Source organism: Agrobacterium sp. D14 (assembly GCF_001526505.1).
Classification (GTDB): Bacteria; Pseudomonadota; Alphaproteobacteria; order Rhizobiales; family Rhizobiaceae; genus Agrobacterium; species Agrobacterium leguminum.
In genome coordinates this window covers 140,637-162,108 of sequence record NZ_ASXX01000012.1, presented here as the reverse complement: position 1 = coordinate 162,108, position 21,472 = coordinate 140,637, and the positions used below count along the sequence as shown (strand labels likewise).

Sequence of the window (21,472 nt, the reverse complement as noted above, 5' to 3'; positions counted from 1 at the left end):
GCGCATTTGGCAGCGCCCGGCATCTTGAGGCCGCCTGTCACTTGGACGCGAGCGCTTTTTTGGTCGCCTCGTCCACCTTGGCCAGCGCAGCCTCGGCTTCGATGCTGCCGGCGGCTACGCCCGCCAGAGCGTTGTCCAGCGCCTCGGCCACGGCCGGCGAAGAAAAGCGCTGGTTTTCAGCCTTGGGCAGATCTGCCATGAACCGCGCCGACAATTGCTTGACGTGGTCGGTAATATCGCCCTTCGGCGTATGGCCTTCGAAGGCCGGCAGATCGTTCAGGTCGTTCAGCGCCTCCTGCAAACCGACACCGTTGGTCAGTTCGGCAAGGAAAGTCCATGCGGCGTCATTTTTGCCACCATTTTTCGTCAGGCCGTAACCGATATCGATGCCGCCGACCGGCGGGCTTGCCTTGTTACCCTCCTTGACGGGCGGCATGTAGAAGAAGTCGAACCCGTCCATGTTCTGTACATATTCGGAGAGCGGCGGCGGGAACTTGCTTTCCTGCATCCACCAGGAGCCAAGCGCCATCATGCCCACCTTGCCCTGTGCGAAGAGCTGCGCGCCGGTCGGATAGGCATGCGCGCCAAGCGCACCCTGCTGGAAGATGCCGTCATCGAAGAGGCCCTTCCACGCCTTCATGGCGGCCACCAGCTCCGGCGCGGTCCACGGCGTTTCACCCGCCTGCGCCTTGTCGACGATGCCGGGGGAAAACTGGTTGGCGAGCATCAGGAAGACGTTTTCGTTCTGCCAGCCGTCCGCAGCACCCTGAAACATCGGGATGAGGCCGTTATCGCTCAGCGTCTTGGCGGCAGCCTTCAGTTCCGCATAGGTTTTCGGCACAGCGATATTGTGTTTTTCGAAGAGCTTGCGGTTATACCAGATGCACAGAACCTGCGATTCCTGGGGAATGATGTAGAAATTCTTGTCGCCGGCGGGATTGCCCATCAACATCTGTTTGCGGTTGACGGGGAAAATCTTCTCCTCCCATGTTGCACCCCATTGTTTGGCGGCGCGGTCGTTTACGGGCTCGAGATTATCGCGATATTGCTGTGTGAGGGACCCCGGCTGCAGGCCGATGATGTCAGGCAAACTCCCGGATGCCGCCGCCGCCTTCAGCGCCGTGATATATTCCGGCGAATAATTGTAATAGGTATAGTTCACCTTCACGTCTGGATGGGCCTTCTCGAAGGCCGCGATCGACTTCTTCATGGTGCTTTGCACGAACCATGACCATACGGTCACTTCTTTCTGCGCAGCACTCGCGACAGCAGCGGACAGAACGGCAGTCAGAACTGTCGTTGCAAGAAACAACGTCTTCCTCATCATATTCCTCCCTTTATTGTTTAAAGACGCATTGTTTTAAAGACGCCGGCGGACCTGCCGCCCGATTTTGCCGCGGCCCTCCCCAGAGCCGCGTTCACTCGAAATCCCGGCAGCTATCAGGCCGCCTTGGCCGCCGCCGCTTTCAGCACATCCTCGGTAATGACGCGGTCGTCCGCGAGCGGGCGTACCGGGGAAAGCCCCAGTGTCTGCAACTCGCCGTGATAGGCGCGAACCGCCTCTTCCGGCTTCAGGGCGCCGTCGGCAACCGCACGCATCAGCACGATCAGATTGAGCGGAGCTTCAGCCAGATTGATCTTGCGCCCGAACAGAGCGAGCCGCGCACCGTAACGCTCCGACTGCGCCACCAGCTCGAACGTATCGCGGGTGGTGCCCGCTCCGCCGCCAAGAACGCCGACGATCAGCTCGGAATCGAACGAGGCGAGTTCCTCCAGCGCCTTCGGCCCGTTATAGGGCATCTTGAGAAACAGCGGTCGCTCGGCACGCGGCACGCTCGCCAGTGACTTGATGATGTGGTCATTGACAAACTCGCCGGTCTGTTCGCGCGTCAGGCCGATATCGACATTCGGGTTGAAGACCTCATAGAAATATTTGAAATTGTGCTTCGACGCTTCGGCGCGGAACTCGGCGAAAGCTTTCAGCGTGCATATGTCGCGTTCGAGATCGTTGGTGAAGCACACCGAATAAAGGCAGAGATCGGTGCCCGAGGTCGGGTAGTTGGCGATGGCGCGGGCAAGGCCCGTATCGCGGAAAGGCACGGATGGCGACTGTGTATAGGTGCCATGCCGCACGCCACCCCAGCACATGCTTTCGAGATTGCCGCGAATGGCCGGCTTCACCTCACTGCCGGAAAACGCGCCGCGCTCGTCCAGCAGATCGAGATTGGACTGCGACACCAGCATGATGTCGACCACGTCCTGGTCGATGATCTCCTCGATCTGGGCGATGAATTCCTGCCGGGTGCGACGGCGGGGCGGCTTGACGGAATAATCGAAACCGGTGGCGGAGACACCCGCGCCGACATCGCTGTCCTTCGCATCGGCAATGATAAAATCAGTCGGTTTGTAACGCCCTGCGCGAATATTCGCCAGTTTTCTGTCGAGTCTCGTGACCATCGTAGCCCTCAATGAATGTTGGAGTTCGGCTGCCAGTGCTTCGATTGCGACCGCAGACTTGCATTCATAAACGGCCACTTCTCATAATCTGTCAATAGCTATCTTTTTCTCTCTAAGGGAAGGCGGCTTACCCCATATTCTTGACCGAAGGATGGGATTAAAATTTTCCGGAATTCGATTTTTATAAAAATAAATCAACATTTTAAATTGCTCGTCCAAACGTCTTCCAGCGTCTTTTCGTGCCACATCAACAAAACATCAGCGCCACAATGGGCGTCAGCCCACACGCTTGAAATGTCTTTATTTTTGGCAAACCAGCGGTCAATATGCCACCAAAGACGTTCGCATGCGCAAAACATGTGCTGCGCCGCTTTAAAAATGCGCTGCATTGCGCAAATTCTGGCAAAATAGCATTTTCAGCACAAAATCACGTTGACGATTTGAGAGATAATGGTAGCAATTGACATCATTGCCGCGTGAGGAGGAGATACTCGGCTATGGGTGACGTTTTTACAGGCGACTGGGGGGAGCGTTATGTCGCGCTCGCCGATCCGCGCTCCGGCCCGATTGGAACATCGGCGCTTTCGCGGGCGGGGCTGTTCTTGTGCGGCATGTCCACCTGTGTCGATGCACGGGTCGACATGCACAATATGCAGCCGCTTCTCGATGCCCCAGCCGAAACGCCGGCCGGTCAATTCGCGGCCATGTTGCTGGCGCGCGCCGCAAAGGGTATCGGCGGTGAAGTACGCGCCGACTGGCTGGACGGCCCGCAATGGCTGCGCGATCATCTGGATGTTCGCTACGCGCTGGGCGGCACCGGTCCGCAGGCCGCCTGGGTGCTTTCGCGGCTCGGCGTCGCCTCTCTTGTGGCGCTGGAGGATCGCCATGAGCAACAGCTTCGCCAGATCCCACCGGGCGTTTTATTGGCCGAGGGCAATGCGCTGAAAACAGCGGCGGAAGTGACGCCGACAGAACGGCATATCCCTGAAATATTCATCTTCGAATTCACCGCGGGCAAACCTATCGGTGCGCTCACGCCCAATCGTTCGACACGCATCATCGTGCGTTTCTGTGATCGCGGTATCCAGCATGATGCGGCATTTGAGGCGGTATCACGAAAGCGCGCCTCCACCGCCGCTGCCGGCCTTCTGTCCGGCCTCAACGACGAGGCCGCGGAAAATGTCGGCGCCGCCGCCCGCCATGTCTTTACGCTCAGCCGCGACTGGATGGATGCGGGCTTGAAGACGGTGCATTTCGAGCTTGCCGGTTATGCTTCGCAGGACGCCGTAAGCGAGCTCCTCGATCACGCGACAGGTGCAATCAGTTCACTCGGCATGAGCCATTCGGAACTCCTGGCGATGGATGGCACAGCCCAACATCCGATGGAGGCGCTGATCGCTCTCGGAGACCGGCTGGATATCGACCGCGTCTGCGTGCATGCCGACACATGGGCAGCCGCTGTGACACGCAACGACCCCGACGAGGAGGAACTGGCGCTGATGGCCGGATGCGCCATTGCCAGCGCCCGGGCCGCCAATGGGGAACCGGCAAACGCGATCCGTACAGATGCGCTGGCGCAGTTCCACGCGTTACCCTTCGACAATCGCGTGCGGAAAGGCCGCTGGACCTTTGTTGCCTGCGCTTCGCCCTATGTTGAAAAGCCCGCCACCACGCTTGGCCTCGGCGACAGTTTCACGGCCGGGTGCCTTCTCGTTCTCGGAAATCCCGGCGTCGCGACCGCCCCCGCCGCCCTCAAACAGGCCTGAAGGAAGATACGATGTTTCTCGAACGATTTCGTCTGGATGGAAAAACCGCCTTCATCACCGGCGGCGGGCGCGGCATCGGCCTCGCGACGGCGCAAGCGCTGGCGGAAGCAGGCGCGCATGTCATCATTTCCGACATGAATGCCGAAGTGCTGGAGGCGGGCCTCTCGGAACTGAAGGCACAAGGCCATGCGGCGGATGCCATGCAGCTGGATGTAACGGATGCGAAAGCCGTCGCCGAGGCCGCGCGGGCCGCCAACGGCCGCTTCGGCGCCGTCGATATCCTGATTGCCAATGCCGGCATCGCCTGGCCGGACACGCCGGGCGAAGATATGAGCGACGAGGTCTGGCTGAAGGTGGTGGATGTCGATCTCAACGGCGCTTACTGGTCATGCCGTGAATTCGCCCGGCCGATGCTGGCGCGCGGACACGGCTCCATCGTCACCCTCGGTTCGATGTCCGGACTGATTTCCAACAAGCCGCAGCGGCAGGTGCATTACAACACAGCCAAGGCCGCCGTTCACCACATGACGCGGTGCCTCGCGGGCGAATGGGCTGAGCGCGGCGTTCGGGTCAATTGCGTTGCGCCCACCTATGTCGACACCGTCATGTCGCGCGGCGGCTTTTCAGATGAAACCCTGATGCCGGTGTGGATGGAGATGACGCCGATGAAGCGCGTTGCAAGGCCCGATGAGATCGCCGCGCCCATTCTGTTTCTGGCTTCGGACGCCGCCAGCGCCATGACGGGCACAATCGTTGCAGTGGATTGCGGATACACGATTTGGTAGAGCTTGACGGACATTGGAGAGAATCGGCGCGTTTTTGCGGGCCGAAAACCGGGTGATTGCATGGAGTCTTCGAGCAAGCGTGTTGATATGGTTCCCGCCAAGAGACGGGCGCTCATTCTGGAGCACCTGCGCATCAATGGCGCGGCGGGCATTCAGGAGCTCGCGGATACGATCGGCGGATCGCAATCGACCGTGCGGCGTGATCTCGAGCATCTGGTGGAAAAAGGCTATCTCGAGCGCACCCACGGCGGCGCGCATTTGCTGCAGCCGATGCGTGCGACCTTCGAACGGGAGATGACGGTCAATGCCGCGCTTCAGCACGCGGAAAAGGTTGCTATCGGCCGCGAGGCAGCAGAGCGGCTGAGTGCCGGCGACAGCGTCATCTTCGACAGCTCCTCGACAGTGATGGAGGCGGTGCGGGCCGCTGCCGAACGCGACCTTCCGTTGACGGTGGTGACCAACAGCCTGCAGATCGCCGATTTCGCCGCCGACATCAAATCCTGGCGCACCATCCTGCCGGGCGGCACGGTGCGGCCGGGGCATCGCCATCTTGCTGGCGAGCCGGGAGAAAGCTTCATCAAAACGCTGCACGCCGATATCTGCATGACGGGGGCTTCGGCCGTTACCGGCACGCTGCTGACGGAAACCTCGCTGGAAGTGGCTTCGCTCAAGCGCGCCATGATCGCCGCGGCCCGCAGGACCGTGCTTCTGGTCGACAGCTCGAAATTCGCCGCGCCCGGTTTCTGCACGCTTTCGGATATTTCGCAGATAGACGAGGTCATCACCGATAACGGCATTTCGCAGGATGCGATGACCTCGCTCAAAGCGACGGAGTGCAAGGTGACGCTGGTTTCGCCCGCAGCCCCCGCGCCATTGACCTGACGAACCGCGATTTCCATCGCCAAATTCACTGTGCCGCCTCGGCGTTCGGCGATTGCGGTTGCGAATGTGCATTTTGACGTGCGGCAAACAGATGAAGCGAGCGCATGGCCCGCCGAAGCTCCTCGTCCGCCGCAAGTCGGCGATATTCGGCATAAAGCGTCTCGTATTTTTCGAAATGGTGCAGGTTCGGCGCAAATTCGCGAAGGCTGCGCGCACCGAGCCTTTCCGCACCCTCGGCGAAAGAGCCAACGATCCCGGACGCCACCGCCGCATGGATTGCCGCGCCGAGCGCCGTCGGGTTCTCCACGTCCGGAACCTCGATCATGCGTCCGAACACATCCGCCATCGTCTGCACCAGAAACGGATTGCTGCGGGCCAGACCGCTCGTCATCACAATACGGCTGATCGGCACGCCGCCCGCTATCGCCATGTCCAGAATGGATCGCGTGCCGAAACAGAGCGCCTCGATCAGCGCCCGGTAGATTCCGGCCGAGGTCGATTTCAGGCTGAGGCCCACCAGCAATCCCGACAGCATGGAGTCGGCCAGCGGAATGCGGTTTCCCGCAAACCAGTCGAGCGCCAGAACACCGCCCGCGCCCGGACTGACCGCCTGCGCCGCCTCATTGTGTAGGGCGAAGTTGCGCGAAAGGTCGTCATCGCGCGGGAAAGTCTTCACATACCAGGCCAGCATGTCGCCGAACGCCGCCTGCCCCGCCTCGTAACACCACAAATCCGGCAGGGCGGCACCGAAGGCCGCCCCTTCTAGCCCCGGCGGCAGGCCGCGTCCCTCGCCGTCCAGAATGAGAAAACCGGCAGAGGTCCCGAGCGCGCCGACAAAAACACCGGGCCCGACAGCGCCGACCGCAGGCAGCACGACATGGCTGTCGATAACCGAAACCGCAACGACGGCATCACCTGTAATTCCGGTGCGGCGACGCCACTCCGGCGTCAGGGAACCGGCCGGACTACCGACCTGAAGCGGTTTCGAAAGACGGTCCGCAAGCCCCGGCACCACGTCTTGCGGATAGCCGGTTTCCCGGGAGAACTGCGCCTTGTAGGAGGCGAAGTCGAGGCTTCGCGCCTCCTTGCCGGTCAACTGCCAGACCAGCCAGTCTCCCGCCTCGATGAAGCGCCCGGTTTCGGCCCACAAAGCGGGTGCTTCAGCGCGCATTTGCGCCGCCTTGGCAAGCATCCATTCGCCGGAGAGCTTCCCGCCGAAGTTTCCAAGGTAATCGCCGCCCAAAGCATTGATCGCATCCGCATGAGCCTGTGCCGAATGTTTCCAGAGCTTCACATAGGCATGCGGCTCATCCGGATAAAGCACCGAAAGCGCCGTGCCGTCGGCGCGTGCGGGCATGGGGGAAGACGCGGTGAAATCGATACCTATTCCCGCAACGTTGCGGCCCTTGCCGAGCGCCGACAGAATGATCTCGGCGGCTTCCGTGTAGTCGTCTGCGACCTGAAGGACGAAATTGGCGGGCAGGCTTCGACCGCGCAGCGAATGCGTCAGAATGCCGTTGCGATACGGATGGACATGGTGGCCTTCCTGCGCGCCGGTGCGGGCATTGACGAGAATGCCGCGCGCCGATTCCGAGCCGAAATCCATACCGATCATATAGGTATCGGTCATGATCTCACGCCCCCCGAAAACTGCTGACAAATATGGTGTGGGCATCATTCAGGGGCATGGGATCTCGCAATTGGGTGGGACTGAAACACTGCCGTTCTTCACGTTGCCAATCTTCACATTATCGGGCTGGCAGCAGCCATCGCGCCGGTCATGATCGCAACGGCATCCGACATGGTGACGTCTCCCGGATTGACGACGGCCGCCCGCCTGCCGAGCCTGTGGATGTGGATACGGTCGGCGATTTCAAACACATGCGGCATATTGTGGCTGATAAGCACGATCGACAGGCCCTTGTCGCGAATGCTAAGGATCATGTCGAGAACCTTGCGGGATTCCTTGACCCCGAGAGCTGCGGTCGGCTCATCGAGAATGACGACGCGCCCACCGAACGCGCAGGCACGGGCGACGGCAATGCCCTGCCGCTGCCCGCCGGACAGCGTTTCGACGCTCTGGTGAATGTCCTGCACCGTCATCAGACCGAGGCTCGACAGGTGCCGCCGCGCTTCGGTCGCCATGCGAGGGCGGTCCAGCAGGCGAAAGACCGATCCGCCGATGCCGGACACACGCATTTCACGCCCGAGGAAGAGATTGTCGGCGATGGACAGCGCCGGCGAAAGGGCAAGGTTCTGAAATACGGTTTCGATGCCGGCGGAGCGCGCATCCATCGGCGTTCTGAAATCGACACGTTTGCCTTCCAGCCGGATTTCGCCGCTGTCGGGTATCACTGCACCGGCAAGCGCCTTGATGAGGGTGGATTTTCCGGCGCCGTTGTCACCGATCACGGCGAGAATTTCGCCGCGGCGCAATTCGAAATCCGCACCGTTGAGGGCAACGACATTGCCGTATCGTTTGGTCAGGCCGCGACCTTCGAGCGCAAGTTCGCCTGTCATGCCGAAACCCTCCGGAGCCACTGGTCGACGCCGACGGCCGCCACGATCAGAATGCCGACCGCGAATTCCTGCCACAGCGCATCGAGGCCCGCGAGCGCAAGGCCGTTTCTAAAGACCCCCACGATCAGCGCGCCGATCAGGGTGCCAATGATGGTGCCGCGCCCGCCGAACAGCGATGTTCCGCCGATCACCGTCGCGGTAATCGAATCCAGATTGGCAGTCGATCCGGAGGTCGGGCTGATTGCGCCGACCCGGCCGATCAACGCCCAGGCGCCGATGGCGGAGATGAGACCCGCGCAGGCATAGACCGCCAGCAGCACGCGACGCGTATCGATGCCCGCAAGCGTCGCCGCATCCGGGTCGTCCCCGGTCGCATAGACATGGCGGCCGAAGGCGGTGCGGTTGAGCACATACCAGGCAAGAGCTGCGAGAGCGAGCATCAGCACGGTTCCGAGCGTAATGCGCGCGCCGCCGAACTGGATTGCCGCCCCCATCCATTGCAGGATCGGCGCGACCTCCGCGACTTCCTGGCTACGGATGGTCTGGCTGCCGGAATACCAGAGGTTCAGCGCCCCGAAGACGCTCCAGCTCCCGAGGGTGACGATGAAAGGCGGAAGACGCATATAGGTTATGAGAAACCCGTTGATGAGGCCGCAACCCAGCCCGCCGCCGAGCCCGATAAGGAAGGCGAGTTCCGGTGGCAACCCGGCTGTAATGGCAAGGCGGCCCATAAGCGTCGAGGTCAATACCATGATGGCGCCGACGGACAGGTCGATGCCCGCCGTCAGGATCACCAGCGTCTGGGCGATGCCGATAATGCCGATGATGGTGACCTGCTGAAGGATGAGCGAAAGATTGAAAGGCTGAAAGAACCGTGAGCCGACGATGATGGAAAACACCCCGACGCTAGCTGCAAGAACAATGAACGGCACCACGGTTGGATTGCCGTGCAGGAAACGTTGCAGCCTGCGAAGCGGGCTCGTGTCCTGATCTTCGAACACGGCATGAGATGTTTCTTTTGCTATCGAACCGGCCTCAAAGCCTGCCGGACCAGTCGAAGCATGTTTGCTGGGTTCAGTCATCGAGATATACCCTTCGCAGGTCTGCGGCTTCAACCCGGATACGGGATCGGCAGCCGGAAAATGCGATGCACGGATTAAACACGTTGGAGCGCCTTTTCACATCAGCAGGGAAGTGCGGCGTTCTGTTACGGCAAATTTTCAAAAGCGTGGCCAGACGGTGTTTATTCGGAAACTGACCTGGCCAGGAGTGACACCCCGCACTTAGAGAGGACGGGGCGTCAAAGGCCAGTCAGCCCCAGCAGGCCTTCAGCGCTTCATCGGAAGTGATCGAGTCAACGCCGGCAACCGGCTTGTCGGTGACGAGCGTGACGCCGGTGTTGAAGAACGGCAGGCCGGGGCTGGCCTCAGGCTTCTTGCCGGACTTCACATATTCGACGATCGCCTCGACCCCAAGCGACGCCATCTTGAGCGGATATTGCATCGACGTTGCGCCGATGACGCCCGCCTTCACGTTTTTAACGCCGGGGCAACCACCGTCCACAGAGGTGATTATGACGGAGTCCTGCTTGCCGGTCGCCTTCAACGCTTCATAAGCGCCGGCGGCGGTCGGTTCGTTGATGGTGTAGACCACATTCAGATCGCTGTCTTTCTGGAGAAGCGTTTCCATGCCCGTGCGGCCGCCCTCTTCCGATCCCTGCCCCCATTGGTGGCCGACGATGCGCGCATCGTCCTCATCAAGATAACGCGTCACGTCCTTGGGATCGATACCGAAACCTTTCATGAAGCCCTGATCGCGAGCGACATCCACCGTCGGCTGGTTTTCAAGCGCATCGATAAAGGCGACCTTGGCCTTGGAAGCATCGCCCACCGTTTTGGCGGCCCAGGAACCGATCAGTTCACCCGCCTTGAAATTGTCGGTCGCAAAGGTCGCATCGGCGGCATCGGCAGGTTCGAGCGGCGTATCGAGCGCGATGACGAGGATACCCGCCTTGCGGGCCTGCTCCACCACCGGCACCACCGCCTTGGTGTCGCTCGCCACCATCAGAATACCCTTTGCACCGGCAGAGATCAGGTTTTCGACGGCAGCCACCTGACTTTCATTGTCACCGTCGAACTTGCCGGCGAAACTCTGGATTTTCACGCCACCCAGTTCCTTGGCCTTCAAGGTCGCGCCTTCGCGGATCTTGGCAAAGAACGGATTGGCTTCGGTTTTGGTGATGACGCCGATAAGGATGTCTTCAGCCTGCGCATTCAAGGGAATGAAAGCAAGACTTACCCCCAGAGCGAGCGCTGCGGCGCCGAGACGTCCGGACATGGCAAAACTGCCCGCAGAAGCGGGTTTCTCAAAAAACTTCATTTGAAATCCTCCCAGATTACCAAGCGCTCCCTCCCATCCGGAGGACGTAATCCGTCTTGGCGCGATTATTACTGACCGCAATTATGCATACTGTCAACATTATCTAATTACCATTTTGTATTTTTTTATACATATATCAGGAGCAATATCGGAAATTTAGGATTATAAGGGGATTTTCTACCAAATGTTGGTAAGCAGTCTCGTCAGGCACGCGGCCGCATGCCAGACACTAAAAGACGCTGTGAGGAACGGAAACCGGCAATGGCAAGCACAACCTCCGGACAAGGATCTACCCCTCGCGAATGGCAGGGCGATCTCAACGCGATCAAGGCAAGCGCGGCGCTCTTGTCGCTTGTCGGATCGGGTCGCGCCCGTTCGCGCAGCGCCCTGACCGAACTTTCCGGTCTCTCGCGGGCGACTGTACACCAGAAACTCGCAGGCCTGATCGATGCGGGGTTGATCCGCGAGACAGAGGAAACGCTTCCGAGCGGCGGACGCCCGACACGCGCGCTTGATCTCAACCGCGACTTTGCTGTCGTCCTCTCCGCCGATATCGGTGAGCAGCATATCCGCGTCGCCGTCACCGACCTGCAGCCGCGAATCCTGACGGAAATCTCGGAAACGTTCGATATTCTGCGCGGCCCCGCTGTGGTTCTCAACTGGATCGAAGAGCAGTTCGAGGCGCTTTTATCGAAGATTGGCAAAACAACCGCCGATGTGCTGGGCATCGGCATAGGCCTGCCTGCGCCTGTCGACTACGCCAACGGCCGGGTCGTCGGTCCTTCCGTGATGGTCGGGTGGGACAATTTCGAAATCAGGCAACACCTTGAAGAAAGATTCGGTGTTCCCGTCTACGCCGAAAACGACGTGAACCTTCTGGCCTTGAGCGACCATCGGCAGCGACGGACGAATGTCAGCGAGATGGTGTTCGTCAAGGTCGGAACGGGCATCGGCAGCGGCATCATTACCGAAGGCCGCCTTTATCGCGGTGCGCAAGGTGCGGCGGGTGATATCGGCCATATCCAGTTCGCGCGTGAACCCGCGCCGCTCTGCCGCTGCGGCAAGATCGGCTGCGTCGAAGCGCGCGCCGCCGGCTGGGCAATCGCACGCGAATTGCGCAAAGAGGGCATCGAGGCGCACACCGCCCGCGACGTGACCCGGCTGGTCGAACTTGGCCAGCCGCTTGCCATTCACCTCGTCCGGGAATCCGGCCGCATTCTCGGCGAGGTCATGACAAGCCTCGTCAGCATCCTGAACCCGCAGATGATCGTGATCGGCGGGACACTGGCCATCGCCAACGACCACCTTCTGGCCGGCATACGCGAGCTAGTCTACAAGCGCTCGCTTCCCCTGGCGACGAGGGAGCTGGAACTGGTGATCTCGCCCCCGGACCCGGATGCAGGCATCATGGGCGCCGCCATTCTTGTGGTTGAAGAACAGATGAAGGCACAGAATGTCGAAATGGTGATGTTGCGCCATAGCGCGCAGCCCAGGTAGAGGCCAGCCAGCACTTCGGATTACCTGACACCTCCTCTCCGTCAGGATTTCCCACGCGAGGAACCGCCTGGCAATGACCACTTGCTAAGCAACTTTTGCGTGCTTAAAAGGCGGCCAATATCAGTTCGTTAGAGAGGACTCACTTCGTGGAACAGGAAAACATCCAGACCGGCAAGGGTCGGCGCAGGGCGCTTTGGGCGGCAGTTGCGATTATTGCCGTTGCTGCCGCAGGCGTCATCGGCGGCAAGACCTTCTACGAAGCAAAGGTGAAGGAGCTGGTTGCCCGCAGCGGTGCGACGGCCACTTCCATCGAGGTCGATTTTCTCGGGAAAATTCATGTTCGCGATCTGACGCTGCCGCTTGAAGACGGCAGGAATATCAAGATCGCGGCTATCGACGGACGTCCGAAACTTCTGTTTCTGGACGGCGCGTTGGACATGAACACCATCGATATCGATGTGCCGACCGGAAAGATTTCGATGGCGCAGGCCCGCGTCGAGAATGCCGCATTCGAAAAGCCGGCACAGGCGGAAGGAAATGGCGGCTCACTGCCCCGGCGCATCGAGCGCTTCGCGGCGACAAGCATCTCCACGCCGGAGGTGACGTTTACCCAGTCCGTCGCGACCACCGAGCAGAAGACCGTTTACAGGAACCTCGCTTTCTCTGAGATCGCCGGCGGCCGCATTGCCCGATACTCTATCGACAATGGCAGCTACGACATCAAGATGCAGCTTCCCGACAGCGAAGGTGCGATGAAGGACAAGCATATGGTCGTGTCGACCGGCGCGATCGCCGGCGAGGACATCGACGTCGCTTATCTCGCCCGGCTCTATACGGAAAAGGCCGGCCCGGACGACAAGGAAGCGAAGCCGCTCTACGGGCCGGTCTCCATCAAGGCAGTTTCTTTCTCTGAAGGAGACGGTCATTTTAGCTACGATGAAATCCGCAGCGATGGCTTTACCGCCCGCATGCCGTCCGAGCCGCTGCTGGATACCCTGAAAGCGCTGACGGCGACCAAAGATCCCGACCAGCTTCCACCGGAGGAGCGCCAGGCGCTTTTCGCAAAGGTCGTGTCCATTCTCGACATGTTCGGCAAGAGCAACATGCAGCTCATCGGCTTCAAGGTCGATGCGCCGGATGAAAAGGAAGGGGCTGCCGGCAAAAGGGTCAAGGCCACCATCGACCGCATCGACATGCAGATGGACAGCCGCAAGCTCGACTTCGGCGTGAATGGCATGTCTATAGGAGACGGCGACGGCAGGATCGAAGTCGCGGAAGCAAGCCTCAAGGGCTTCGACTGGAGTTCGACGATCAAGGGAATTTCCGAGATCATCGCGCTCGACGAAACGCAGATGGAGACCTTCCAGTTCAATCGCCTGATACCGGAACTTGGCCGGGTGCGCCTCGGCGGCATCAACGTCGATATCGCCGCGCCGGAAAAGACGGAGGAGGAGACGGAGGAAGAAACGGCCGGAACGCCGGAACGTATCAAATTCTCGCTCAAGAATTTCGAGATGGGGCTGACCAAGCCCTTCAACGGCATTCCGACCGATATCGAGATCAGGCAGGACGAGCTCACGCTTCCGATCCCGGCGAACTCGACGGAGGAGGTTTTCGTTGAAGCCCGCAAACTGGGTCTCGAAACGCTGGCCTTCTCTTATGGCCTCGCCGCCGGCTGGGACGAACCGAACAGCAATCTGGTGATCCGCGATATCTCGCTTAGCAGCAAGGATTTCGGCAGCGTCAATTTTGCCGGTCTGGTAAGCGGCTTTACGGAAGAGTTCTTCTCCTTCGACGTCAATCGCGCGCAGGCGGCGCTCTTCGGGCTCGCCGGCCGCGAAGTGAAGCTCACGATCAAGGACGAAGGTTTGATGGCCAAGGCGATCAAGCTTTATGCCCTGCAGAACGACATGACGGAAGATCAGGTACGCGCCACTCTGACATTGGTGGCGAGCATGATGCTGCCGCAGGTGGCGGCTGAACAGCCCAAGCTGCAAAACGCCGTGGAAGCGCTCGTCCAGTTCATCAGCAAACCCGGGACCCTGACGGTAACCGTCAAATCCACCGGTGCAAACGGCCTCGGCATTTTCGATCTGGTTGCCGCCTCCGACAATCCGATGGGGCTTCTCGATAAGGTCGATATTCAGGCGACGGCCGAATAAATCAGAAAGCGCGCCTGCAGTGGCTGCACAAGCCTTAGCTAGTGCAGCCACTCGCAACTATAGGCCAGCACCGGCTCGGCAAAGCCTTTCAGCCTGTAACGATCGCCGTGCACGAGGACATCGGCGCCGCCATATTCCTGGAAGGTCTTGTCCGAAATCAGGATCTGGTCGCTCTCGGCGGCGGCGCAAAGCCTTGCCGCCAATTGCACGGTCGTGCCGAAGAAATCATTGCTGTCCTCGATAGGCTCCCCGCAATCCAGACCGATACGGATGTGAATGGGCTCGCCCCTGTCGCTGTTGTAACGATGGAACTCGCGCTGGATATCGATGGCGCAATCCACCGCAAATGGCGTGGAGGAGAACACGGCCATTATGCCATCGCCGGTGTGCTTGACCTCCCGCCCCGAGCGCCGCCCCAGACAACCGCGCACAAGGGCATCATGCGCCCGGATAAGTTCCGCCGCCATACGATCGCCGAGGCGAGCCGTCATTTCGGTTGAGCCGACAATGTCCGTGAAAAGGATCGCGCGGTGGCCGGGGTCCATATTTTTCGAGGCGGCCCCGGGCGCCACCGGGTCCTGTATTCGCCCGAGAAACGCTTCCACCGCCGACAGCGCGACTTCCACCACCTCGCTGGCGACGAAGCCGTGCGCTTCGCGATGCACGCACTGCGCGGTTTCAGCGTCCGGAGCGTCCATAAGGCAAAAGGCCGTGCCGCGCCTTTCATCGAACCAGTAGGTCAAAAACCTGACGCCGTACCGATCCTGAATGTTGATATCTTTAAGATGTGCCGCGGCGATATCGGCAGCGGAAACGCCGGCAAGCTCGTGCCGGTCCATGAAGATAGGCATTGGTTTCCTCCCAAGAGTATATCGTTGCCTCCTCTGCCAGCCATTTTATGACTTCGCCGAATTGCCGTCTATCGTTCTTACGGGTGACGCCGCACAAGGCGGGAACACCGGAAAGGGCGATATTCGTTCGCGTTAGAATTTCGCAGGCGACATGCCTGCAAGCATTCCCGACAGCCGCAGCGACTTACCTGCGTTTGACCATGCGCCGAAGCAGGGAGCGGGAGCGGGCCTTGCGGGGAATGAGGTGGATATCGCTGACCAGCTTTGCGCCGCCCTCCCGTCGCTCCAAGGTTATCTTCCGGCTATGGAAGGCCTCCAGCTCGGCACGATGCGCCACGCTGATGATCGTGGCGTCGGGCAATTCATCGATCACCGTCTGCATCATCCTGTCCTGGCTTTTTTCGTCGAGAGCCGCGGTCGCTTCGTCCATGACGATGATATCCGGGTCGTTCAGCAGCAGGCGGGCAAAGGTCAGCCGCTGTTTTTCACCGCCCGACAGCGTCTGGTCCCACGGCGCCTCCTCCTCCACCTTGTCTTTGAGATGGCCGAGACCAACCTTGTCGAGGGCCTCCCCTATCTCTTCAAAAGTCCAGCTCTCGGCCGCCTGCGGATAGCAGACCGCCCGGCGAAGGGTGCCGGAGGGCACATATGGCCGCTGCGGCAACATGAAAAGCCGGCTGCCGGCTCGAAAACTGACGCTGCCCCCGCCCCACGGCCACAGGCCCGCAATTGCCCTAACGAGCGTGCTTTTGCCGGATCCGGATTCGCCTGCGACGAGCACTCTTTCTCCCCGCCCGATCTCGACATCGGTCTCCTTGACGACGGCCGTGCCGTCCCCGAGCGACACCGAAACATCCTTGAGGCTGAGCATCGTTTCGCCTTCCGTTTCACCGCGCACGATCCGGCCGAGCTTGTCACTCTGTTCGGCCCGCTCGAGCCCATCGAGCGACATCATCAGGGAGGCAACGCGGCGTGCGCAGGCATTCCAGTCCGCCAGCCGGGGATAGTTGTCGACCAGCCAGCCGAAGGCGGATTGAACGATGGTGAAAGCGGATGCCGCCTGCATGACCTGACCGAGGGACATGCTTCCATCGAGAAATTTGGGCGCGCAGAGAAGAAGCGGAACAACGGGCGCGATCAACATCGATCCATGCGACACGACCGTGGTGCGCATATATTGCTGCGCCATCTGCTTCCACTGCTGCCGGACATTGCGGAACCTCCTGTCGAGGTCGCTTCGCTCCTCCTCTTCGCCGCCAAGCAGGGCGATGCTCTCCCCGTTTTCCCGGACACGGGTGAGCGTGTAACGGAATTCCGCCTCCAGCTGGTTCTTGACCTCGGAGACCCTGACGAAGTTCCGGCCGATCAACGCGATGGAACTCGATGTAATGAGCGCATAGATCACCGCCGCAATCACGAGAAAGCCGGGTATCGTGACCGATAACCCTCCGATCGGCAGCGTCAGCGCGCCGCCAATCGTCCACAGGACGACGATAAAGGTGGACGCCGATACGAAGGCGGCAATGACGCCCGCCACGAAATCCACGGGCGCTTCGGTGGCGATCCGCATATCTTCCGACAGCCTCGCCTCCGGATTCTGATGGTCGCCGTCGATCAGGTTGAGCTGATAATAGCGGCCATTTGCAATCCATCGTGAGACCAGCACCTTGGTCAGCCACGACCGCCAGCGCCGCTGAATGCGCATTCTGACGTAAACCTGCGAGGTCACAATGAAAACGCTTCCGAGAACCAGCGGCGGAAATATGGAAGCGAGAAAGTAGACCGTCGACGCATCCCGTTTCTCAATTGCATCGAAAATCCCGCGATTCCAGACGTTGATGCCATATTGGAAACCGACATTGACGCCGATCATAGCGAGAAGCCCGATAGAGAACGGCCAGGCAAGCCCATCCCCACGGCGGCTCCAGAAACCCCGCGCGCTGATCAGGAATCGCTTCAGAAGATATCGCTTGCGAGCCTCTTCGGCCTGCTGCGGCGTCAAACCCGAAGCGGGCTCTAACTCCTCCGGCGGAAGGGGATCATCGGGCGCGTCGTTGGCATGAACATTCTCTGCACCCTTTCGGCCGGTGCCATCGATGGGGTTCGGTTTTGCGTCAGCATCGGTCATGGATGCATAAACGGATGACGGTTTGAAAAGTTGCCGGCCCGAAACAGTTTCCGGTTGGCGGAACCGGCCCGGTCACTGCAAAGGCATCCTCTTCACGCGAATGGCGCGGCGAACGTTGTGCGACGCACAAATTTCGGAGGAATAGGCATGAAATTCGGATTTTTAGATACATATCATCCGGGAAAAACCGTCTAAAACTCTCTCGACTCAAGGAGAGAGACGTCATGACGGACACGACATCGCAGTTTGATGGGGTAGCTATCCCCCTGGAGACCACAGAAGAGCCCGCATGGACGGCCGCGACCTGGTTCGCTGTTCTTTCCATGGCGGCCACCAGCTTTGCGCTGGTATCGGCCGAGTTCCTGCCGGCGGGCCTGTTGACGCCCATGGCGCGCGATCTTGGCATCACCGAAGGGACAGCCGGGCAGGTCGTCACCGCCACCGCCTCCGTAGGCGCTGTGACGGCCCTGTTGAGCAATGTTCTGATCGGCAGACTGAACCGCAAGACCGTACTTGTCGGTCTTAGCGCGCTGGCGATCGCCTCCAACGTTCTGGCATCGGTTGCCGCCGATTTCTGGCTATTGCTGTTGGGCCGGGCGGGGCTGGGTATTGCGCTCAGCGGTTTCTGGGCGCTGTCGGTTGCCGTTGTGGCGCGGCTTGTTGGCGCAAATTCAACAGGGCGCGGCATGGCTATCGTCACCCTCGGCGTTTCGCTTGCCACCATCGCTGCTCCTTCGATGGGCGCCCTGATCAGCGACTGGCTGGGATGGCGCATCGCCATGTCGATGACGGCGGGACTTGCGATAGTTGCCATGCTGTTACAGATACTCAGCCTGCCGTCGCTGCCGGCAAGTACAAGCAACAGTCTTTCCGATGTTCTGCGGCTGACGCGGCGGCGTAGCATTCAACTGGGAATGCTTGCAATCCTGCTGCTCATGACGGGCCATTTCGCCGGCTCGGTCTATGTCCGTCCTTTCCTCGAACAGGTGACGCAGCTTGGCACCAAGCCGATTGCACTCGCCCTGCTCGGGTTTGGCGTCGCCTCCGTGATCGGCAATGTCGCGGGCGGCCGAATGGCCGATACCAGTATCCGCCTCGCACTCGTCGTCACCGCCGCCTTGATGGCATTTGCGACAATCGCCCTCGTTGTCTGGGGCGTTCATACCGGCGCCGCCTTTGCTCTCGTCGCCCTTTGGGGCCTTGCCTTCGGCATGGCGCCGGTGGTGCTGCCGACCAATCTTTCCCGCGGCGCACCCGATGCTCTGGAGGCGGCAGGCAGCCTGATGGTCGTTTCCTTTCAGGTGGCTATCAGCATCGGTGCGGTTTTCGGCGGCTACATCGTCGACTCCTACGGTGCGACCGCTCCGTTGGCCCTGACCGCAATACTGGCTGCGTCCACGGTCGCTCTCGCCTTGCTGCAGCGTCCTGATTGATCCCTGCCTTTTCCGAGGCCGCAGGCGAGGCAATTGCCTGCGGCACTCGGATGCGCGGCGACTTGCCGAAACCGCCATCCGAACACGGGTCAAAAATCAGGGGATGTCCTGCCTTGCGTCACTCCACCTTTGCGCTACGCTTGAGAACAGGGATTTCTCAATGGAGGGACTGAGGCATGTGCAACAATTGCGTGATCGAGAACGTAAAACGGAACATGCTGTCACGGCGCCTGCTGTTCAAGGGCGCCGTGGCCGGTTTAACGGCCATGACGGCGGGCAGCCTGGCGGCCCCGGTGCTGGCGCAATCGCCGCGGCAGGTCGTTGATCTCACCCATACCTATGATTCCACATTTCCCACATTCGATGGCAAACCGGGCATAGAATATGAGTGGGCAGCGGAGATCGCCAAGGATGGCTATCAGCTCCACAAACTCACCATCTACGAACATACCGGCACCCATATCGATGCGCCTTTCCACTTCAGCGCGGATGGCGCGAGCGTCGACCAACTGGAGCCGCAGAAACTTGTGGCGCCGCTTGTCATCGTCGACATCACCGACCGCGCCAAAGACGATGCCAATTCCACCATTGAAGCCGAGGATATCGAACGCTGGATATCTGCGAATGGCGACATCCCGGCAGGTGCAATCGTGGCTCTGCGCTCCGGCTGGGCAACCAAAGTAAAGAGCCCCTCATTCCGCAATGACGACGCCGGAAAATTCGCCTTCCCCGGTTTCGGCAAATCGGCGACCGACCTTCTGCTCAAGCTCGACACCGTCGCCATTGGCGTCGACACGCTTTCGCTGGATCCGGGCAACTCCGCAGATTTCGCGGTTCACAATTCCTGGCTCCCGGCGGGGCGCTACGGCATCGAAGGTCTGAACAACCTCGAGGCTCTGCCGGTCAAGGGAGCGACCATAATCGTCGGCGCGCCGGCACACCGCCGCGGAACGGGCGGCCCAGCCCGTATTCTAGCCCTGGTCTGACACCGGCACAGGGTGCCAGAACAACAAGGCCGCCGAATGAACTACGACTGAATAATCTCTTCAGCTTCCGTTCCAACGGGACCGTCTAAAACAAAGACGTTCAACCGCGGTCCTATCCGCCTGAGGAGACACAGTCATGATCCGGAAGTCTTTTATTGCAAGTGCACTCGTTGCTCTCGTTGGCATCGCCGCCACGGCACCCGCCATGGCGAATGATGTGCGCATCGAACAATATGGCTGGTCCAACTCTGCCGGTGGCGCGCAGGAAGGTTATGGCAACCGGATCCGCACCTACCAGAACGGCGGTTACAACCGGATTGTCGGCCATCAGTATGGTCGCCAAAACCTTTCGGCCGTCGGTCAGGAGGGACATGACAGTTACGGCTCCACCTATCAGAACGGCAGCCGCAACGTGGCCGGTATCGGGCAATTCGGCTCCAACCACACCACCATCCTCACCCAGGATGGCAACGGCAACATCGCGGCCGGTGTTCAGGTGGGCCGTGGCTGCAGCGCCAATGTGAGCCAGGGCGGCAACGACAATGTCGCGGCCTTCGTGCAGGCCTGCCCTTAAGCAGCCCGCGATGAGGTGAAACGCGTCGAGATCGAAATATCAGATCGTCAGGGAGACGAGCCATGCCCCATACCCTCAGACATCCGCGCCGTCTGGCGGCGATCCTTGCAATGGCCCTGCTTCCTTTCGGCGCCGTTGCGGCCATATCGACTGCAAAGGAACCGGCCGAAGGACAGCGTTGCGAGATCACGGCAACACCGCAGGCCGGCATGGTAAGGCTGGAGGCCGTCACGAAGGGTGACGCCGGTGGCGGCGGGACCTACTCCTTTCACGTCGAAAAATCGGGCGGCGGCGGGAGTTCGGTCATCAATCAGGGCGGCGACTTCGGCGCCGCGGCCGGACGTTCGCAACTGCTGAGTTCTGTGACGCTCGATGCGAAGGGAGCCCGCTACAAGGCGGTGCTCGATCTCGTGATCGATGGCAGGAGCTTCAGTTGTACGAAGCAGATTGGCGGCGATTAGGCTGCCGCCATGTCGTATGTTTCACCAGAAAGGGTGCCGGTTTCGGCGCCCTTTTCTTTTGATCGTGCCGAACCGCTGAACGACATGTGAATGGGCAATTCCGGTCAGGTTCAGTTGCGAAATGCGACAGTGGATCATCGGCAAGAGGCTGACAGATGGAGATAAGAATGACCAGCAACCTATTGAAACTTCTTACCATTACTGCGCTTGTCGGCAGCCTCGCGCCAATCGGGTTTTCCGCACCCGCTCAGGCCGGCGGCCGGATTTCATTCGACCTCGCGCCGGGCAATACAACGGATGGAGATCTTCTTTCCACCGGGCTTCGCGCCTATTCGCTGTACCGTGGCCTGAAGGATGCCGATATCCGGCAGCTCGGCCGTGGCAACGCCGCCGGCATCGCCCAGAACGGCGGCGGCAATCTCGGTTTCATCCGGCAACGGGGCAACGGTCATGCCGCAACATTGCAGCAGAATGGCAACAACAATGCCTATGGCATTTTCCAGTATGGCCGCAACACGGAAACCAATGTGGTGCAGGATGGGGACAATGGCAGCGGCCTGACTTTCAGCTATGGCTGGTGAGGCAATGACC

19 protein-coding genes are annotated in these 21,472 nt (G+C 60.3%); 10 read left to right on the top strand and 9 right to left on the bottom strand.

Translation table 11 applies throughout. The annotated features are described in order from the left end of the window. Positions 1 to 37: 37 nt before the first annotated feature. The 3 genes from L901_RS10875 to L901_RS10865 form a co-directional block, all read right to left on the bottom strand. Positions 38 to 1,324, bottom strand: a complete 1,287-nt coding sequence (locus L901_RS10875) for an ABC transporter substrate-binding protein (protein ID WP_059756491.1) — start codon at positions 1,322 to 1,324, stop codon at positions 38 to 40. Between the two features lie 116 nt (positions 1,325 to 1,440). Then, the gene (locus L901_RS10870) at positions 1,441 to 2,457 is read right to left on the bottom strand and encodes a hypothetical protein (RefSeq protein ID WP_059756488.1); all 1,017 of its coding nucleotides are present in this window, start codon (positions 2,455 to 2,457) and stop codon (positions 1,441 to 1,443) included. Positions 2,458 to 2,651: 194 nt separating this feature from the next. After that, positions 2,652 to 2,846, bottom strand: coding sequence for a hypothetical protein (locus L901_RS10865; RefSeq protein WP_059756486.1), 195 nt, complete (start codon positions 2,844 to 2,846; stop codon positions 2,652 to 2,654). A gap of 108 nt (positions 2,847 to 2,954) precedes the next feature. Between L901_RS10865 and L901_RS10860 the strand changes: the two genes are divergently transcribed. Genes L901_RS10860 through L901_RS10850 form a run of 3 tightly spaced genes read left to right on the top strand, consistent with a single transcriptional unit; the run spans position 2,955 to position 5,890 of the window. Beyond that, positions 2,955 to 4,223, top strand: coding sequence for an ADP-dependent glucokinase/phosphofructokinase (locus L901_RS10860; RefSeq protein ID WP_059756484.1), 1,269 nt, complete (start codon positions 2,955 to 2,957; stop codon positions 4,221 to 4,223). A gap of 11 nt (positions 4,224 to 4,234) precedes the next feature. Beyond that, positions 4,235 to 5,008, top strand: coding sequence for an SDR family NAD(P)-dependent oxidoreductase (locus L901_RS10855; protein WP_059756481.1), 774 nt, complete (start codon positions 4,235 to 4,237; stop codon positions 5,006 to 5,008). Positions 5,009 to 5,068: 60 nt separating this feature from the next. Beyond that, positions 5,069 to 5,890 carry a DeoR/GlpR family DNA-binding transcription regulator gene (locus L901_RS10850; protein ID WP_003504407.1) on the top strand — a complete coding sequence of 274 codons (822 nt, stop codon included), beginning with the start codon at positions 5,069 to 5,071 and terminating at the stop codon, positions 5,888 to 5,890. Positions 5,891 to 5,915: 25 nt separating this feature from the next. On the opposite strand, the gene L901_RS10845 is transcribed toward L901_RS10850, so the two are convergent. The 4 genes from L901_RS10845 to L901_RS10830 all read right to left on the bottom strand — a co-directional run bounded on the left by L901_RS10845 (position 5,916) and on the right by L901_RS10830 (position 10,747). Then, the gene (locus L901_RS10845) at positions 5,916 to 7,520 is read right to left on the bottom strand and encodes an FGGY-family carbohydrate kinase (RefSeq protein WP_059756479.1); all 1,605 of its coding nucleotides are present in this window, start codon (positions 7,518 to 7,520) and stop codon (positions 5,916 to 5,918) included. 113 nt (positions 7,521 to 7,633) lie between these two features. Then, positions 7,634 to 8,410 carry an ATP-binding cassette domain-containing protein gene (locus L901_RS10840; RefSeq protein WP_059756476.1) on the bottom strand — a complete coding sequence of 259 codons (777 nt, stop codon included), beginning with the start codon at positions 8,408 to 8,410 and terminating at the stop codon, positions 7,634 to 7,636. Next, positions 8,407 to 9,492: an ABC transporter permease gene (locus tag L901_RS10835; protein ID WP_059756474.1), complete on the bottom strand. Its 1,086-nt coding sequence runs from the start codon at positions 9,490 to 9,492 to the stop codon at positions 8,407 to 8,409. The genes L901_RS10840 and L901_RS10835 overlap by 4 nt, the downstream gene beginning before the upstream one ends. A gap of 229 nt (positions 9,493 to 9,721) precedes the next feature. Continuing rightward, a complete protein-coding gene (locus tag L901_RS10830) occupies positions 9,722 to 10,747 on the bottom strand; it encodes a substrate-binding domain-containing protein (RefSeq protein ID WP_035238465.1) in 1,026 nt (341 codons plus the stop codon). Between the two features lie 303 nt (positions 10,748 to 11,050). Between L901_RS10830 and L901_RS10825 the strand changes: the two genes are divergently transcribed. Together L901_RS10825 and L901_RS10820 are read left to right on the top strand one after the other, a co-directional pair. Beyond that, positions 11,051 to 12,286: an ROK family transcriptional regulator gene (locus L901_RS10825; RefSeq protein ID WP_059756472.1), complete on the top strand. Its 1,236-nt coding sequence runs from the start codon at positions 11,051 to 11,053 to the stop codon at positions 12,284 to 12,286. A gap of 146 nt (positions 12,287 to 12,432) precedes the next feature. Then, positions 12,433 to 14,448 carry a hypothetical protein gene (locus L901_RS10820; protein ID WP_059756469.1) on the top strand — a complete coding sequence of 672 codons (2,016 nt, stop codon included), beginning with the start codon at positions 12,433 to 12,435 and terminating at the stop codon, positions 14,446 to 14,448. A gap of 38 nt (positions 14,449 to 14,486) precedes the next feature. Here L901_RS10820 and L901_RS10815 read toward each other — a convergent pair whose 3' ends face one another. Together L901_RS10815 and L901_RS10810 are read right to left on the bottom strand one after the other, a co-directional pair. Continuing rightward, entirely contained in the window at positions 14,487 to 15,299 is an 813-nt protein-coding gene (locus L901_RS10815) for a nickel-binding protein (protein ID WP_059756467.1), read from the bottom strand. 184 nt (positions 15,300 to 15,483) lie between these two features. Further along, positions 15,484 to 17,427, bottom strand: a complete 1,944-nt coding sequence (locus tag L901_RS10810) for an ABC transporter ATP-binding protein/permease (protein ID WP_059756465.1) — start codon at positions 17,425 to 17,427, stop codon at positions 15,484 to 15,486. Positions 17,428 to 17,651: 224 nt separating this feature from the next. Here L901_RS10810 and L901_RS10805 point away from each other — a divergent pair, with 224 nt between their 5' ends. The 5 genes from L901_RS10805 to L901_RS10785 all read left to right on the top strand — a co-directional run bounded on the left by L901_RS10805 (position 17,652) and on the right by L901_RS10785 (position 21,462). Continuing rightward, positions 17,652 to 18,860: an MFS transporter gene (locus L901_RS10805; RefSeq protein ID WP_059756463.1), complete on the top strand. Its 1,209-nt coding sequence runs from the start codon at positions 17,652 to 17,654 to the stop codon at positions 18,858 to 18,860. A gap of 176 nt (positions 18,861 to 19,036) precedes the next feature. Further along, entirely contained in the window at positions 19,037 to 19,846 is an 810-nt protein-coding gene (locus tag L901_RS10800; protein WP_059756460.1) for a cyclase family protein, read from the top strand. A gap of 136 nt (positions 19,847 to 19,982) precedes the next feature. Beyond that, positions 19,983 to 20,420 (top strand): curlin, encoded by a 438-nt coding sequence (locus L901_RS10795; RefSeq protein ID WP_059756457.1) that lies wholly within the window; start codon positions 19,983 to 19,985, stop codon positions 20,418 to 20,420. 62 nt (positions 20,421 to 20,482) lie between these two features. Beyond that, complete coding sequence (gene csgH / locus L901_RS10790; protein WP_059756454.1) at positions 20,483 to 20,881, top strand: curli-like amyloid fiber formation chaperone CsgH; 399 nt, start codon at positions 20,483 to 20,485, stop codon at positions 20,879 to 20,881. A gap of 167 nt (positions 20,882 to 21,048) precedes the next feature. Continuing rightward, on the top strand, positions 21,049 to 21,462 hold the full coding sequence (locus L901_RS10785; RefSeq protein WP_059756451.1) for a curlin: 414 nt from the start codon (positions 21,049 to 21,051) through the stop codon (positions 21,460 to 21,462). The last annotated feature ends 10 nt before the right edge of the window (positions 21,463 to 21,472 follow it).